Source organism: Flavobacterium soyae, from assembly GCF_045348165.1.
Lineage (GTDB): Bacteria > Bacteroidota > Bacteroidia > Flavobacteriales > Flavobacteriaceae > Flavobacterium > Flavobacterium soyae.
On sequence record NZ_CP150845.1, the window covers coordinates 3,903,750 to 3,920,231 of the forward strand.

Annotated in this window: 14 protein-coding genes; 4 read left to right on the forward strand and 10 right to left on the reverse strand. The window is 32.3% G+C overall.

Annotated features, from left to right (window positions below; all coding sequences use genetic code 11):
* Nucleotides 1–134 precede the first annotated feature (134 nt).
* The 8 genes from rpsA to AABD74_RS16815 form a co-directional block, all read right to left on the reverse strand.
* Nucleotides 135–1,910 carry a 30S ribosomal protein S1 gene (gene rpsA, locus AABD74_RS16780; RefSeq protein ID WP_232677875.1) on the reverse strand — a complete coding sequence of 592 codons (1,776 nt, stop codon included), beginning with the start codon at nt 1,908–1,910 and terminating at the stop codon, nt 135–137.
* 468 nt (nt 1,911–2,378) lie between these two features.
* On the reverse strand, nt 2,379–2,918 hold the full coding sequence (locus AABD74_RS16785) for a hypothetical protein (protein ID WP_406843637.1): 540 nt from the start codon (nt 2,916–2,918) through the stop codon (nt 2,379–2,381).
* Nucleotides 2,919–2,985: 67 nt separating this feature from the next.
* Nucleotides 2,986–4,362: a nucleoside permease gene (locus tag AABD74_RS16790; protein ID WP_232677871.1), complete on the reverse strand. Its 1,377-nt coding sequence runs from the start codon at nt 4,360–4,362 to the stop codon at nt 2,986–2,988.
* Nucleotides 4,363–4,431: 69 nt separating this feature from the next.
* Nucleotides 4,432–5,124 carry a (d)CMP kinase gene (cmk, locus tag AABD74_RS16795; protein WP_232677869.1) on the reverse strand — a complete coding sequence of 231 codons (693 nt, stop codon included), beginning with the start codon at nt 5,122–5,124 and terminating at the stop codon, nt 4,432–4,434.
* A gap of 257 nt (nt 5,125–5,381) precedes the next feature.
* Nucleotides 5,382–5,981, reverse strand: coding sequence for a murein L,D-transpeptidase catalytic domain-containing protein (locus tag AABD74_RS16800; protein ID WP_232677858.1), 600 nt, complete (start codon nt 5,979–5,981; stop codon nt 5,382–5,384).
* 5 nt (nt 5,982–5,986) lie between these two features.
* Nucleotides 5,987–7,006, reverse strand: coding sequence for a type IX secretion system protein PorQ (gene porQ, locus AABD74_RS16805; protein WP_406843638.1), 1,020 nt, complete (start codon nt 7,004–7,006; stop codon nt 5,987–5,989).
* Between the two features lie 208 nt (nt 7,007–7,214).
* On the reverse strand, nt 7,215–9,668 hold the full coding sequence (gene lon / locus AABD74_RS16810; protein WP_406843639.1) for an endopeptidase La: 2,454 nt from the start codon (nt 9,666–9,668) through the stop codon (nt 7,215–7,217).
* Between the two features lie 235 nt (nt 9,669–9,903).
* The gene (locus AABD74_RS16815; RefSeq protein WP_406843640.1) at nt 9,904–10,599 is read right to left on the reverse strand and encodes a hypothetical protein; all 696 of its coding nucleotides are present in this window, start codon (nt 10,597–10,599) and stop codon (nt 9,904–9,906) included.
* Between the two features lie 246 nt (nt 10,600–10,845).
* On the opposite strand from AABD74_RS16815, the gene AABD74_RS16820 reads away from it, so the two are divergent.
* Genes AABD74_RS16820 through AABD74_RS16835 form a run of 4 tightly spaced genes read left to right on the forward strand, consistent with a single transcriptional unit; the run spans nt 10,846 to nt 13,718 of the window.
* Nucleotides 10,846–11,400, forward strand: a complete 555-nt coding sequence (locus AABD74_RS16820; protein WP_406843641.1) for an RNA polymerase sigma factor — start codon at nt 10,846–10,848, stop codon at nt 11,398–11,400.
* Nucleotides 11,397–11,933 carry an anti-sigma factor gene (locus AABD74_RS16825; RefSeq protein WP_406843642.1) on the forward strand — a complete coding sequence of 179 codons (537 nt, stop codon included), beginning with the start codon at nt 11,397–11,399 and terminating at the stop codon, nt 11,931–11,933. The genes AABD74_RS16820 and AABD74_RS16825 overlap by 4 nt, the downstream gene beginning before the upstream one ends.
* Complete coding sequence (locus AABD74_RS16830) at nt 11,917–12,975, forward strand: hypothetical protein (RefSeq protein ID WP_406843643.1); 1,059 nt, start codon at nt 11,917–11,919, stop codon at nt 12,973–12,975. Before AABD74_RS16825 ends, AABD74_RS16830 begins: the two co-directional genes overlap by 17 nt.
* Nucleotides 12,976–12,995: 20 nt before the next feature.
* Nucleotides 12,996–13,718 (forward strand): head GIN domain-containing protein, encoded by a 723-nt coding sequence (locus tag AABD74_RS16835; RefSeq protein ID WP_406843644.1) that lies wholly within the window; start codon nt 12,996–12,998, stop codon nt 13,716–13,718.
* 202 nt (nt 13,719–13,920) lie between these two features.
* Here AABD74_RS16835 and AABD74_RS16840 read toward each other — a convergent pair whose 3' ends face one another.
* Nucleotides 13,921–15,234 carry an MFS transporter gene (locus tag AABD74_RS16840; RefSeq protein ID WP_232677846.1) on the reverse strand — a complete coding sequence of 438 codons (1,314 nt, stop codon included), beginning with the start codon at nt 15,232–15,234 and terminating at the stop codon, nt 13,921–13,923.
* 398 nt (nt 15,235–15,632) lie between these two features.
* Entirely contained in the window at nt 15,633–16,445 is an 813-nt protein-coding gene (locus AABD74_RS16845) for a M48 family metallopeptidase (protein WP_232677845.1), read from the reverse strand.
* Between the last annotated feature and the right edge of the window lie 37 nt (nt 16,446–16,482).

A 16,482-nucleotide genomic window follows, 5' to 3' on the forward strand; every position in this document is an offset into this window, starting at 1 on the left:
ACATTGAGCGAAGTCGAAATGCATACAAGTTCTCTTTCAAAATTTTGGAGACTCGAACTGACAAACATAAAACAAAAAGAACAAAAAAAGTCCCACATTTCTGTGGGACTCTCTATTTATAAAAAATCTAAGAATTATTTTTTCTCAGTTTTTTCCATTTTAGCTTTAAGAGCAGCTAATACGTCATTGTTATCACCTAAAGTCGCAGCTGGTGCGTTTGTAGATGCAGATGCAGTATTTTCAACAGCAGCTTTCACATTTTTCTCTTCTTCTTCACGGAAGATAGCAGTGTGAGAAGCAACTACTCTTTTGAATTCTTTGTTAAATTCAATTACTTTGAAATCAGCAGTATCACCTTTTTTCAATTTCTTTCCGTCTTCTTTTTCAAGGTGACGAGTAGGAATGAAAGCAACGATATCATCTCCGAATTCTACAGTGGCTCCTTTGTCAACGATTTCAGAAATCTCACCATTGTGGATAGTTCCTACAGCGAAAGAATCTTCGTATTGATCCCAAGGATTAGCAGTAGTTTGTTTGTGACCTAAAGATAATTTACGTCCTTCAACATCTAATTCTAATACAACTACATCAAGTTTTTCACCAACATTTACAAATTCAGATGGGTGTTTGATTTTCTTAGTCCAAGAAAGATCAGAGATGTAAATTAATCCATCGATTCCTTCTTCTAATTCTACGAAAATTCCAAAGTTTGTAAAGTTTCTAACGATACCTGTATGTTTAGAACCTACTGGATATTTAGCAGTAATGTCAGTCCATGGATCTTGAGTTAATTGTTTGATACCTAATGACATCTTACGATCATCTCTGTCAAGAGTTAAGATAACAGCCTCAACAACATCTCCAACTTTCACGAAGTCCTGAGCAGAACGTAAGTGAGTTGACCATGACATTTCAGAAACGTGGATTAAACCTTCAACACCTTCAGCAACTTCGATAAATGCACCGTAATCAGCGATTACAACTACTTTACCTTTTACTTTATCACCAATTGTTAAATTAGCATCTAAAGCATCCCATGGGTGAGCGTTTAATTGTTTCAATCCTAATTGAATTCTTGTTTTCTCATCATCGAAATCAAGGATTACAACGTTTAATTTTTGGTCTAATTCAAGAACTTCACTTGGGTGGTTAATTCTGCTCCAAGAAAGGTCAGTAATGTGAATTAATCCGTCAACACCACCTAAGTCAATGAACACACCATAAGAAGTAATGTTTTTAACAACACCTTCTAATACTTGTCCTTTTTGTAATTGACCGATGATTTCTTTTTTCTGTACTTCAATATCAGCCTCGATAAGCGCTTTATGAGATACAACAACGTTTTTGAATTCGTGGTTAATTTTTACCACTTTGAATTCCATCATTTTGTTTACATATACATCGTAGTCTCTAATTGGCTTAACGTCAATTTGAGAACCTGGTAAGAAAGCTTCAATACCAAAAACGTCAACGATCATACCACCTTTAGTTCTGCATTTTACAAAACCATTAACGATTTCACCTGTTTCGTTTGCAGCAATAACTCTATCCCATGATTTAATAGTACGAGCTTTTCTGTGAGATAATACTAATTGACCTGTTTTATCCTCACGGATATCAATTAATACTTCTACTTTGTCACCCACTTTTAAGTTTGGGTTGTAACGGAATTCGTTTAAAGAAATAACACCTTCCGATTTTGCGTTGATATCAACGATAACGTCTCTATCTGTAATTCTAACAACTACACCTTCAACTACTTCTTCCTGATCTGTAGCGATAAAAGTTTTAGATACTAGTTCTTCGAATTCTTGTAAGTTTTTCTCGTCAACAGCATCAATTCCTTCTTGGAAGTTATGCCAGTTAAAATTCGCTAAAAACTCTTCTTGTGATTTTGTTTGTTCAGACATGCTGATAAAAAATTTGTATTCTGTTTTTCTCGAGTTTCATAAAGCAGTAGAAAATACAGAAGTTGTTTTACATAAATAGTTGATACCTAAAGGAAACTCTTCTTCGCCAAAAGGACTGCAAAATTACTACAAATATTTGTACTTACAAAATAAATCCAGATGATTATCAGTCAATTGTTCAGAAGCAGAACATTTTAACCTTTCCAAGACCAAAAGTCCCGCTTTCGCTGCTATCTTTTTCTGTCTAAAGGAGCCAGAAAAAGGATAACCGCTCTATCGGGGCTAAATCAGACGTTTAGTAGTTTTTATGAACTTTATTTTTTGTCAGGCTGAGCGAAGTTGAAGCCCATTGTTACCGAGATAAAGGCTTCGACTTCACTCAGCCTGACAATTGTTTTCAATACAGTAAACCCGACAGGTTTTAAAAACCTGTCGGGTTTACTGTACGCAATCAACTTTGACAAAGGTTTAGTCATTTTCTTTTTTAGTCTCAAACTTTACCTTAACAAAAGATGTTATTTTTTCAAAATTTTCTAAACCAACTTCTATTTCGCCTAAAATAAAAGATTCATAATCTTTAGTTATCAGGATCAAATTATTTTCTTTTACAATATAGTGTATGAATTCTGACCATTGAATAAGATTGAAATGATCTCCAGAAGTTGTTATCAATGCATCTTCTGTAAATTCCAAATTCATATATTTTATATAATGAAAATCATTAATTTCCTTTACCTTAACATCTTCCATTCTTTTATAAAAAGATCTTATTTTGAAGTAGTAATATATAAAAGATACCAGATTAGACAGCCCGAAAAATACAAAACAATAACCAATTCCAAATATATTGGGTCTCTTATAAATTAAGACAATTCCAATAATAATTAGGATTAAACCAAGATATTGCGAATTTTTATAATAATCTTTTTTCTTTTTCCAATTAAGATCAAACAATAAATCCATTTGTTTATTGTAAACATCTTTATCAAATTCTAATTCAAATTTCATAAATTTAATCATTGATTAAAAAAAACAAACCCAACAAAATCTGCTGGGTTTGATATAATATTTTTATTTAATGACTCAAATTCTCAATTTCCTTCGGATCATGTTTATGTTTAAATAAAATTGCAAAAGCAATTGCGATAACCAAAGCATACAATGCAAAAGACAGCCAGATAGTATGCCAGTCTTTCATTAAAACTGGATTTGAAAAAGCACCGTCTGCAGAAATAGAATTTCCTTGACTTTTTACAAATTCAGCCATTTTTTCATTTGATGTATCGGTTTGTAAAAATCCAGCTAATTCTGTCGTTGTGTTGAATGATTTAGTAAAAAAGCGATCAATAGCCCAGCCAGAAGTTAAACTTCCTAAAACTGCCCCTACTCCATTAGTCATCATCATAAATAATCCTTGTGCAGAGGAACGAATTTTAGAATCGGTATTGCTTTCTACGAATAATGAACCTGAAATATTAAAGAAATCAAATGCCATTCCGTACACAATACAAGAAAGAATAATCATCCATAAACCATTTACCGGATCTCCAAAAGCAAATAATCCAAAACGTAATACCCAAGCCAGCATACTGATAAGCATTACTTGTTTGATTCCGAAACGTCTTAAGAAAAACGGAATCGCTAAAATAAATAATGTTTCAGAAACCTGAGAAATCGACATAATAATAGTAGAATATTTAATTACGAAAGAATCTGCATATTTTGGAAAATGTTTAAACTCATCCAGAAAAACATCTCCATAAGCATTTGTTAACTGAAGAGCTCCTCCTAAAAACATAGAAAAAACAAAGAACAAAGCCATTTTGTAATTCAAGAATAATTTAAAAGATTCTAATCCAAATGTTTCTATCCAGGCTGCATTTTCTTTTATCAAACGCTGCGGCTCACATTTAGGCAGTGTAAAGGCATAAATCCCAAGAATTAAAGCGCCAATTCCGGCAATATAAAACTGATATTCTGTTGCTTTACTCCCGCTTAAATTCGTAATCCACATAGCAACAATAAAACCGATAGTTCCCCAAACACGAATTGGGGGAAAATCTTTTACGATATTTTTATTGTTTAATTTTAGTGAAGTATAAGAAATAGAGTTACTTAAAGCAATTGTCGGCATATAACAGCACATTGCCAAAAGCATTACAAGAATAAAATTATCCGGGGTTGTAACGTGTGCAATTCCAAATAAAACGGCTGCATAAACAATATGCAAAATCCCATAAAGCTTTTCAGCATTTACCCATCTGTCGGCAATAATTCCGGTTAATGTAGGCATGAATAAAGAAGCAATTCCCATGGTCCCAAATACTAAACCAAATTGTGTTCCTTCCCAATTTTTGGTTCCAAACCAATAATTCCCAATTGTAATAAGCCAGGCTCCCCAAACAAAAAACTGAAGAAAGCTCATTAAGATTAACCTGTTTTTAATTCCCATATAATGAAATTGTCTTTTTAGTAAAAATGAAGTCGTAAAACTACCATTAAAAATAATATCTACAAAAAATTAATCTAATTTAACAACATCATTTACTAATTCTAAAACAGCTGCAAATTGCTCTTCTTTATTTAAGTAAGAATTATCAATCTCAATCGCATCATCTGCAATTACGAGAGGTGAATCTTCACGGTGTGTATCTATATAATCTCTCTCCATAACATTTTTTAAAACATCTTCGTAAGAGACATTATCGCCTTTTTGCTGTAATTCATCAAAACGTCTCTGCGCACGGGTCTCGGCACTGGCAGTCATAAATATTTTAAGTTCGGCATCAGGAAAAACAACAGTTCCAATATCTCTGCCGTCCATTACAATTGCTTTATTAGTTCCCATTTGCTGCTGCTGCTCAACCAATTTTGCACGTACTTCAGAAACTTCTGCCACTTTGCTCACAAAATTAGAAACCTCAATAGTTCTAATTTGTTTTTCAACATTTTCGCCATTTAAGTACATTTCGGCAAAACCTAAATCAGCATTAAATTTAAACTCTAATTGAATTTTTGGAAGTACTTGAATCAAAGATACTTTATCAAAAAAATCAGTTCCTATAAACTTATTCTGCATTGCAAAATACGCCACAGCACGATACATTGCTCCTGTATCGACATATACATATTCAAGTTCTTTTGCCAATTGTTTTGCCAAAGTGCTTTTTCCTGTTGATGAAAACCCGTCGATAGCAATTGTAATTTTTTTCAATTTTTTATGTTTTAATTTTTATTTTCTAAATAAGTATGATATATGCGACAGTCAAATAGTCCAAATTATAACTGCAAATGTAACATCTTTCTCTGTAAATTGAATGCTTCAAACAGCAATAACGATATCAAATTGTAATGTTTTCAATTTCTGTTATCTTGCCAAAAAAAAAACTATTATTACAGAAAGTTATCCTGCTTTCTGTAATAATAGTGTATTGTTAAGATGTTATTTAGAATTTTCTAAATAATGTTTTTTTAGTAATAAATATCCAAGATAATGTTCGACTTAGAACTATCAATTATTTTTTCTATTCGTTTAAAGAATTTTTCACTGACCATTGGACATCCTTTACTGCGGCTGATGTAATAATCTTGCTCTTCAGACGGAACTGCAGAATAATAGTGTAATACTATTGCTCTTTTTAAAGCATTATTATTCGTTTCATCTAAACCAGCTAATCTATATGCTTTCCCGAAAATACCTTTATAATTTTTGCCTATTGCATATCTGCCAAGAGCAGTGCAGTTAGAATTAGGTTCATTACTAAATTTAAGCATTCCGTTAATACCCGTTTCAGAGCCAGAACCATGAGCTACAAGGCCTTGGTCTATAATTTCATTTTTCTCTAAATCGTAAACAAAAAAACGATTTTTTCCTGAAGGTACTTTCATATCAACCAAAAATGCAATTTTAGTATTGTATTTGTGATCGATGTTCATGTTTCTAATTTCGCTTACCCTGTTGTTAATTCTTTCGATTTCTACACTGGTAATAGAAAATTCATCTTTGAAGTAGTGTTTTGAACCCGTAAAAACGCCTACTGTCATAAACAAAAATAAACTGAATAATTTCATATAAATTACTGAAAATTTAAAATTAAACCAAAAAGACTTGTATTCCCTGCCAATGTGTATCTGGAATATGAATAGTTAAACTTTAACTTATTCATCTTTAATCCAAATCCTAATGAAATCCCTGAAAAATTACGCTGTTCTTCTACACGTAATTCTTCTCCTCTTCTAAAATTATATCCTAAACGCAGATTTACTGCTTTTTTAGGGAAGAGTTCTACACCAAAAACGACATGCCTCAAGGCATTATTAACAAACGAAACTTTTTCACTACTTGTTGATCCATCAATATTGGTTTCTTCACGAACGGGATTCGAAAAAGATATATTCCATTGCTGTAAATTCTCTAAAGTAAGATGCCAGCGGATAGGAACATGCTCTAATTCTTGTGAAGCTCCAGCAGTGATTTCAAAGGGTAAATTTTCCTGTATTCCTGAGTACGTTGTAAACTGCGTACCAATATTACGAATTACCAAGGCCAAATTTACATTATTTTTTGGAATTTCATACATAATTCCCACATCAATTGCACCACCAATCGAATTATAACTTTCTAAAGTTGAAGTTATTAGCTTCACATTAGCTCCAATATGCAGGTCTGTATAAGGGATATTATAAGCGTATCCTAATGACAACGCACCTTCACTTCCGGTAAAATCAGATGTAGCCTGACCGTTTTCATCGTAACCTTCAAAAGATCCGTAGTTTATATAATTAACTCCGGCGTAGAAAGTCTGCACATGACGGTCATAAGTATAAGCATACGAAGCACTTCCGTAAGAAGCTTCTCCGTAATAATTTCCATAATTTAAGGCTAGATGATTGTCCATATCTTCGTTTAAAACTGCGGGATTAGACATAGCCTGATTAACATCTTCATCATAAATTGTAATATTTTTTCCGCCTAGCGCTGCCTGACGCGGAGATGCTGTTAAATTTAGAAATTGATAGGTGTAACGCCCTCCAATTTGTCCGAACGAAACCGTACAAACTAATAACATTAAAAATAAAACATATTGTTTTAGCATTCGTTTTGTGGCGTTCCTATATGGGAATAACGCAAATACAAATATAAAATTATATAACTTATAAAATAAATTTTTATAACCACCTGTAATTCAACAACTATACCACGTTTTAAATCCCAAAATGCAGGTTTGAAAATAAAAAAAAATCCAAATTCCAATACTAAAATTGGAATTTGGAATTTAAATTATTGAAATTAAAATTTGATGTTTATTTCAATGCTTTTGCATTCTTTACATTTTGATCTGTCAAAGCCAAAGCCAGAACTTCACTCATTTCTTTTACATAATGAAAAGTAAGCCCTTCTAAATATTCAGCTTTAATTTCGTCGATATCGCTTTTGTTTTCGTGGCAAAGAATAATTTCTTTAATTCCTGCTCTTTTTGCAGCAAGGATTTTTTCTTTAATTCCGCCAACAGGCAGAACTTTTCCACGTAAAGTGATTTCTCCGGTCATCGCAAGGCTTTTCTTAACCTTCTTTTGTGTCAATAATGAAACTAAAGAAGTAAGCATTGCAATACCTGCACTTGGGCCATCTTTTGGCGTTGCTCCTTCGGGAACGTGCAGGTGAATATTATATTTTTGAAATAATTCAATTCCTAAACCTAACTTTTTAGCATTTGCTTTAATGTATTCTAAAGCAATTGTAGCCGATTCTTTCATTACATTTCCAAGGTTTCCGGTAATGGTCAAAGAACCTTTTCCTTCAGAAATTAATGATTCTATAAATAAAATATCCCCACCAACACTTGTCCAGGCTAAACCTGTAACAACTCCGGCAACATCATTGTTTTCGTATTTATCACGCTCTAATCTTGGAACACCTAAAACTTTTACGATATCTTCGTCAGTAACTTTTTTGTTGTACTCCTCTTCCATCGCAACAGCTTTTGCAGCATTACGAATTACCTGAGCAATTTTAGTTTCAAGATTACGAACTCCTGATTCTCTTGTATAGCCTTCAACAATTTTTTCTAATTGTTTTTTTCCAATAGTCAAATCTTTGGCAGTTAATCCGTGTGCTTCTAATTGTTTTGGAAAAAGGTGTCTTTTTGCAATTTCTACTTTTTCTTCAATAGTATAACCTGACATTTTGATTACTTCCATTCTGTCACGCAAAGCAGGCTGAATCGCTGCCATATTGTTTGAAGTCGCAATAAACATTACTTTAGATAAATCATATCCCATTTCAAGGAAATTATCATAAAAAGCATTGTTTTGTTCCGGATCTAAAACTTCTAATAATGCAGATGATGGATCCCCGCTGTTTCCGTTTGATAATTTATCAATCTCATCTAAAATAAAAACCGGATTTGAAGTTCCTGCTTTTTTCAAACTTTGAATGATACGGCCCGGCATTGCCCCAATATAGGTTTTCCTATGCCCGCGAATCTCAGCTTCATCACGCAATCCACCTAACGAAATACGTACATATTCACGGCCCAAAGCTTCGGCAACAGAACGGCCAATAGAAGTTTTACCAACTCCCGGAGGCCCTGTTAAACATATAATTGGTGATTTCATGTCATTTCGCAATTTTAAAACTGCCAAATGCTCAATCATTCTTTTCTTCACTTCTTCGAGACCAAAATGATCTTTATCTAAAACTTTTTGGGCAAATTTTAAATCGAATTTATCTTTAGAATATTCACCCCACGGCAATTCTAAAAACAACTCTAAATAATTGCGCTGAATTCCAAAATCTGGCGACTGTGGATTCATTCTGCGCATTTTAGATAATTCTTTTTCGAAATGTTTCTGCGTTTTTTCGTCCCATTTTTTGGTTTTCGCTTTTATTCCCATTTCGTCCATTTCTTCCTCTTGCGAAACACCTCCCAATTCTTCCTGAATGGTTTTCATTTGCTGGTGAAGGAAATATTCACGCTGCTGCTGATCTAAATCAAAACGAACTTTTGACTGAATGTCATTCTTCAACTCTAGTTTTTGAAGTTCAACATTCATATAGCGTAAAGTCTCTAAAGCGCGCTCTTTTAAACCATTTATCGATAAAAGACCTTGTTTTTCTTTTACTGATAAATTCATGTTTGAAGAAACAAAGTTGATTAAAAACGACTGGCTTTCAATGTTCTTAATTGCAAATGTAGCTTCAGACGGAATGTTTGGGCTTTCTTTAATAATCTGGATTGCCAGTTCTTTTACAGAATCTAAAATAGCGGTAAATTCACTGTCATTTTCATCAGGACGCTCTTCAGAAACTTCTTTGATTGCAGCTGTCATATAAGGATCTTCTGAAACTACTTCGTCAATTTCAAAACGTTTTTTTCCTTGTAAAATAACGGTTACATTTCCGTCAGGCATCTTTAAAACACGCAAAATACGTGCAACAGTTCCTATTTTATGAATATCATCTTTTGACGGATCTTCATCTTCTTCATTAATTTGAGAAACAACACCAATAATTTTTCCGCCGGCATTGGCATCGTTAATTAATTTAATTGATTTATCTCGTCCTGCAGAAATTGGAATAACAACTCCCGGGAATAAAACTGTATTTCGTAAAGGTAAAATTGGCAGAGAAACAGGAAGTTCTTCATTGTTCATTTCCTCTTCGTCCTCTGGAGTTAATAATGGAATTAATTCTGCTTCTGAATCAAATTCTTGAAGTGACAGATTGTCAATAGTGAGTATTTTATGATTTGACATAATAATATATAAGTCGTTTTGTCATTAAAAGTTTAATACTATTTGTAAATACAGCCTTAAAAGTTATTCTTTCTAATAAGTGTTTCATTTACAAGATAGGCGATAAAAATAGACAATCATTATGCCAAATGCAAAATAGTCTGACTTGAAATTTTGGTTTTAATTTTTTTTAAGAAATTTTGAAGCATAAAAAAAGCCGAAAAATTTTCGGCTTTTTAATTTATTAGTAAATTTATTATTTCAATGTATAAGAAACTAATTGTGATACAGTACTGCCAGTTGCCATTTTAATGACACCAACATCTTTTGCAACCCAGTATTCTACATCTGTTGAGCTTGTACCCTCTCCGTTTTCTACTTTAGCATCTATGTGGAATTTAAATTTAATTACATCTTTATAAACAACATTATTAATTGTGGCTGATGCACCTTTTTCTAAAATTGTTCCGGTATAGCTGACATTTGTTTTTACTTTTGGAAAGTTTGGAATATTAAATGACGTTTCCTGACTGTAGTTTCCTGTCCAAGTTTTATTTACGTCTAAATAATCTTTAAAAAAAATAAATTCATATCCTGTCATTTTACCGGTAATGCCTTCGTAATCATAAACAACATCATCCATTTTGATATAGTAATCGCCATTCACTTTTTTAATCCATGCAGCTGCAGTTCCTTCTGCTCCACCGCCTGCTCCGGCAAATTGATCAAATTTAAAATAAGTATCTCCGTTAACTTTTTCGGAAGCAATAATTTTCATAGAAGTTTCTGTTCCGTTTTGGTCTAAAATCCATTGATTACTAATTACTGTTGGCCAATAATCGCCAGTAGAAGTGTTTGATTCGTTTTCATTAGAATCACTTTCACAAGATGTAAAAAATAAAGATGTGGAGACAAATAGTGTCACTAAAGCAATGCTTTTTAGTTTTTTCATGGTATTTATTTGTTTTTGATAAATCAAAAATAAGAAAAAAATACACCTTAAATTTTACTTTTTTTAACAAAATAATTCTTAACCACAAAAACTTCAGTAATCAATTTATATTCAATACTTTAGTTCTAAATAAAATTTAAAATGCTTAAAAAATTTTATTTTAATTAAAAAATTTCAAGAAAAAATATTTCGAACTGTAACAAACTAAAAAAAGCAAAGTCATTATAAAAAACTAGCAGCCATTACTTGAGTATAACTAATCAAAATATCGAAGAATTAATCGCGCTTTGTAAAAACAATAATCAAAAAGCCCAATTCGAAGTTTACAATCGTTATTGTAAGGCTATGTACAATGTGGCTTACAGAATTGTAAAAGATGAGCATTTTGCACAGGACGTCATGCAGGAAGGTTTTTTGAAAGCTTTTACAAAAATTAACGATTATAAACAGGAAGTTGCGTTTGGTGCGTGGCTTAAAAAAATCATTATTAATTATAGTATTGATTTTTATAAGAAAAACAATGCTTTCCAGATGGAAGACCTGAACAAAACGCTTTTTAAAATAGAAGAAAACGATTCTATATTGTTTGAAAGTATTGATCTGAATTCGCTTAAAGTGAAACAGGTTTTAGATACCATTTCGGGCCTGAAAGACAATTACAGAATGGTTTTAACGCTCTTTTATATAGAAGGCTACGATCAGGAAGAAATCTGCGAAATATTGAATATCAGCTACGCCAACTGCAGAACCACTTTAAGCCGCGCCAAAGAAAGTTTACGAAAAAAATTAGAGGAGATATGAAAAAGGAAAATGACGATTTAGATCAATTATTTAAAAAGTTTGAAAATCAATGGGATATACATGAAATGAATCCGGATCATCAAATTGATTTCTTAGACAAATTGAATAATAAAAAAACAAGAAAAAAGAGTTTTGCAGGCTGGGCCATTGCTGCATCAATTGCTGTGCTTTTGGGGATATCAGTATTTTACAATAATAATGAAAAACCAAAGGAACTAAAATTTGCGTCGCAGGAAACCAAACGTACTGATTCTATCTTTACTATTTTGATCGAGAATGAGCTGGTTAAATTAAAAGAAAAGAATTCACCGGAAAATGAGCAGATTATAAATGATGCATTAAAACAAATGAAAGTGTTTGATGCTGATTATGAAAAAATCATTAACGAAGCTCAGAAAAATGGAGAAAATAAACAAATTATTTACGCCATGATAAGCAACCTGCAAACGAGAATTTCTTTTTTGCAGACGGTTTTGAAGCGAATTGAAGAAAACGAAAATTTAAAAAACACATCTAATGAAAAAACATTATAATTTACTAATCCTGTTTCTTTTGATTCCTTTTTTAGGATTTTCAAATGATGATACTTTTATTACCAAACAAAAAAGTATTAAAAAGACCTATATCGTGAATTCTAATGCGGGAATTGATATTGATAATAAATACGGGAACATCTCAGTATCTACCTGGGATGATGATAAAATTGATCTTGACATTACTATTAAAGTTAATGGCGCAAACGAAAACTGGGTAAACGAAAGATTAAATAGTATTGATGTCGAAATTACAGCACTGAAAAGCTTAGTAACTGCGGTAACCAATATAGGAAACTCGGTACTTAAAAGCAAAGGAAGCAATAACAGTTTTGAAATTAATTATATCATCAAAATTCCTAAAAATGGTTCTGTAAAACTGGTTAATAAATATGGAAATATTTCGACACTAAATATTGAGGGAACAACTGATATCAGCTGTAAATACGGAAAAACAACACTTGGGAGATTAAACGGACCGAGTAACCGAATTGAAATTGCGTACTGCCAAAATTCAAGTATTGAGTATATTAAAAACGGAGTTATCGATGCCAGATATTCCGGTTTAAAAATTAATGATTCGGGAAATCTTAACCTTGATGCCAATTATACCGATGTGACATTAAATGATGGCCAGAATATTAAATATGACTGTAATTACGGAACTTTTAAATTTCAAAAGATCAATTCATTATCAGGCTCCGGAAATTATTTAACCATTTTGATTGGTGAAATTTCCAGCAATTTTAATTTCGATACCAATTACAGTAAAATCAGTGTAAAAAACATTAATGAAAAAGCTGGAAATGTCAGTATAAATTCAGGATATACAGATATATCAATTGGATTTGATCCAAACTATGCCTTTGATTTTGATATATCTGGCCGATACAGTAATATTAAGCATGACAATGCTTTAGACATTTCGGTTTCAGAAAATAAAAGTAATACGAAAAGAATAAGCGGCTTTTACAAGAAAAAAGGACAGAATAAAATCAATATTAATACAAATTACGGCAGCGTATCAGTATTAAAAAATTAACAATCTAAAAAACCAAGACTATGAAAAAATCAATTCTATTATTAGTTTGTACAGTATTTCTTTTAAGTTTTAATACAAAGGCTCAAAATAAAATTAAAGGAAACGGTAAAGTTGTTACTGAAACCAGAACTACAGGAGATTATGACGGTATTAAGATTTCGGGCTTTTTTGATGTAAATCTTGTTGCCGGTAAAGAAGGAAAAATTACGATTAAAGGAGAAGAAAACTTACTGTCATCAATTAAAGTTGAAGTGAAAGACAATACATTAAAAATCTACGTTGAATCATTTAAAAACATCCGACCAAGCAGCGGAAAAGATATAGAAATCACAGTTCCGTTTGAAAAAATCTCTGAAGTAAGTTTGTCAGGTTCAGGAAATATTCAATCTAAAGATGTAATTAAAAACGACAAACTTTCAGCTAAATTATCTGGTTCAGGAAACTTTAATTTAGCAATTGATTCTAATGAATTCGAGCTTAATTTGAGCGGTTCAGGAAATGTACATTTAAAAGGAACTGCTGATAATTTTATAACAAAACTTTCAGGTTCCGGGGATATTGATGCCGGAAGTTTAAAATCTAAAAATGTCGATGTAAATGTTTCGGGTTCAGGAAACAGTAAAGTTACCTGCAATGAAAAATTAACCGCAAGAGTTTCGGGCTCTGGGAACATTAAATATGCAGGAAATCCTGAAAAACGCGATGTAAAAGTTTCAGGGTCTGGAAACATTACCAAAGCCTAATTATTATATAAAAGCTCAATAATAATCTACTTTTTTCATCTATCAGATTATACAAAACTGCAGACTTTTTGTTTATTATTGAGCTTTTATTTCTACTCTTGGGTCTCGCAAAAGTTTGTTGTCAAAAATTAGACTTAAAGTTTATAAAATAAAAAAGCCGGACACATGATTTTAAAATCAATGTCCGGCTTTAAATATAATTTTAAAGTGCCTTTTTGGGTATTCTTCTCAATAGAAAAATTGAGGTTACGAAGAAAATTGCCAAAATAACAATTGCGGCACGCGGACTCCCTGTTATTTGATCGATAATTCCGTAAACACACATTCCTATTACAATTCCTATTTTTTCTGCTACATCATAAAAGCTAAAGAATGATGCTGTATCTTCTGTTTCAGGTAATAATTTTGAATAGGTCGAGCGTGACAAAGCCTGAATTCCGCCCATTACAAATCCGGCAACAGTAGCCATAACATAAAAATGCAATGGTAATGTTATAAAATAAGCCAAAGCACAAAATACTGCCCAAATTGCGTTAATAAAAATCAATGTTGGAATATTTCCAAATTTTTCAGAAGCTCTAGAAGTTAAAACAGCACCAACAACAGCAACTAATTGAATTAGCAAAATACAAATAATTAAGCCTTTTTGGCTTTCTTCAGGCGATGACCATTGAATTTCCTGAGCTCCAAAGTAAGTTGCAACCAACATCACAGTCTGTACTGCCATACTAGAAACAAAAAAACCGCCTAAATAACGTTTTAAAGCAATAATATTCTGCAAAGAAGCCCAAACTTTTTTAAGTTCTTTAAATCCATTAAAGAAAACATCTTTAGTTAATTTTTGAGTTGTTTCTTTACTTCCTTTTGGCAAATAATAATACGTGTATTGGCTAAATAAAATCCACCAAACTCCTACCATTATAAAAGAATAGCGCATTGCTTTCATTGCCGGTTCTGGACCAGAAATATTAAACCAGTCTGGTTTCATTATCATTGCTAAATTGATAATCAGCAAAATAACGCTTCCTATATATCCTAAAGAATATCCTTTTGCGCTAATTCTGTCCTGCTGTTCTTCAAAAGCAATATCCGGAAGATATGAATTATAGAAAACCAAACTTCCCCAATACCCTAATAATCCAAGAAAATAAAAAGCCAATCCAACATAAATATTTGCGAGATCAAACCAATACAATCCCATACACGAAAGCGCTCCTAAATAGCAGAAAAATTTCATGAAGGATTTTTTATTTCCCACATAATCAGCAATTCCTGATAATAATGGTGAAATAAAGGAAACAACTAAAAAGGCTGCAGCAGTTATAAAGCTAATTAATGCCGAATTTTTTAAATGAAGTCCGAAAACATCAATATAATGATCTCTCTCTGCAAATAAAGCTTCGTAAAAAATTGGAAATACTGCAGATGCAATTGTAAGTGTATAAACTGAATTTGCCCAATCATAAAATGCCCAGGCATTTAATAATTTCTTGTCTCCTTTTTGTAGGTTTTTCATAGAAATGGTTTTGTTATTGCGCTACGAATTTATCCAATTTTTATGATAATCAAATATAAATTATCGAATTCATGCATTATTAAATTATAAAGAATTTAAATCATAAAAAAAGTTGTCTTAAAAGTCAAAGGAAACTGATTTACTATAATTATTTGTTCATTCCGTTAGGAATGTTTCATTGGTAGAAAAAATAATGATCCGCTGTATATATGTTCCATTGGAACATTTGATTATTAAAAAAACGATTTCAAAATCAAACGTTCCTACGGAACGTAAACAATGATAAAAATATATTTTTCTACCGATGAAATGTTCCTATGGAACTAAGAAGTATATAAAATAAAAAAGGCTGCTCCAACTTTTGAGCAGCCTGTCTTTATATTTTTTGAAATTGTCTCTTATTTAATTGTACCAACTTTAAGTGCAATAGCCTTGGCTTCTGGAATTAATGCTTTTATATTGGCAATTCTCGTAGCATCAGACGGGTGCGTACTCATAAATTCTGGTGTTCCCGAACCTCCTGATTTAGCCGACATTCTGGTCCAAAATGCAACTGCATCATCTGGATTATAACCTGCAATAGCCATTAAGGTTAAACCTATTTTATCTGCTTCGCTTTCGTTACTTCTGCTAAATGGCAGCATTACTCCTACTTCAGATCCAATTCCGTAAGCCTGCGCAAAAATTTGCTGTGTCGCTTCCGATTTTCCGCTTGTTGCTGCTCCCAGAGCCGCTCCTCCGATTTGCTGTAATTGCGCTGCCGACATTCTTTGTGCTCCATGATTAGCTAAAGCGTGTGAAACTTCGTGTCCCATTACTGTTGCTAAACCAGATTCGTTTTGTGTTATTGGTAATATTCCTGAGTAAACTACGATTTTTCCTCCCGGCAAACACCAAGCGTTAACCTCTTTATTATCAACCAGTTTGTATTCCCAGCGGTAATCTTTTAAATATTGTGACTGACCCAAATAAGTTAAATATTTTTCGGCAGCAGCTTTAATTTTAAATCCAACAGTTTCAACACGTTTTGCATCTGCTGTACCGGTTATTACTTTATTCTCAGTTAAAAACTGGCTGTATTGCTGAAAAGAAGATGGGAATAATTCACTGTTCGAAACAAAATTTAAATTTTGCTTTCCAGTTATAGGATTGGTTGCACAACTGCAGACTAAAACAGCAGCAAAAATACCCGAAATTAAATGTTTTTTCATGATCTTAAAAATTTAAACATACACAAAAATACAATTA

Excerpts from the sequence above, each read along its gene's own strand:
- rpsA (WP_232677875.1), bottom strand. The coding sequence starts at position 1,910 with ATGTCTGAACAAACAAAATCACAAGAAGAGTTTTTAGCGAATTTTAAC.
- AABD74_RS16785 (WP_406843637.1), bottom strand. The coding sequence starts at position 2,918 with ATGAAATTTGAATTAGAATTTGATAAAGATGTTTACAATAAACAAATG.
- AABD74_RS16790 (WP_232677871.1), bottom strand. The coding sequence starts at position 4,362 with ATGGGAATTAAAAACAGGTTAATCTTAATGAGCTTTCTTCAGTTTTTT.
- AABD74_RS16800 (WP_232677858.1), bottom strand. The coding sequence starts at position 5,981 with ATGAAATTATTCAGTTTATTTTTGTTTATGACAGTAGGCGTTTTTACG.
- porQ (WP_406843638.1), bottom strand. The coding sequence starts at position 7,006 with ATGCTAAAACAATATGTTTTATTTTTAATGTTATTAGTTTGTACGGTT.
- lon (WP_406843639.1), bottom strand. The coding sequence starts at position 9,668 with ATGTCAAATCATAAAATACTCACTATTGACAATCTGTCACTTCAAGAA.
- AABD74_RS16815 (WP_406843640.1), bottom strand. The coding sequence starts at position 10,599 with ATGAAAAAACTAAAAAGCATTGCTTTAGTGACACTATTTGTCTCCACA.
- AABD74_RS16825 (WP_406843642.1), top strand. The coding sequence starts at position 11,397 with ATGAAAAAGGAAAATGACGATTTAGATCAATTATTTAAAAAGTTTGAA.
- AABD74_RS16830 (WP_406843643.1), top strand. The coding sequence starts at position 11,917 with ATGAAAAAACATTATAATTTACTAATCCTGTTTCTTTTGATTCCTTTT.
- AABD74_RS16835 (WP_406843644.1), top strand. The coding sequence starts at position 12,996 with ATGAAAAAATCAATTCTATTATTAGTTTGTACAGTATTTCTTTTAAGT.
- AABD74_RS16840 (WP_232677846.1), bottom strand. The coding sequence starts at position 15,234 with ATGAAAAACCTACAAAAAGGAGACAAGAAATTATTAAATGCCTGGGCA.
- AABD74_RS16845 (WP_232677845.1), bottom strand. The coding sequence starts at position 16,445 with ATGAAAAAACATTTAATTTCGGGTATTTTTGCTGCTGTTTTAGTCTGC.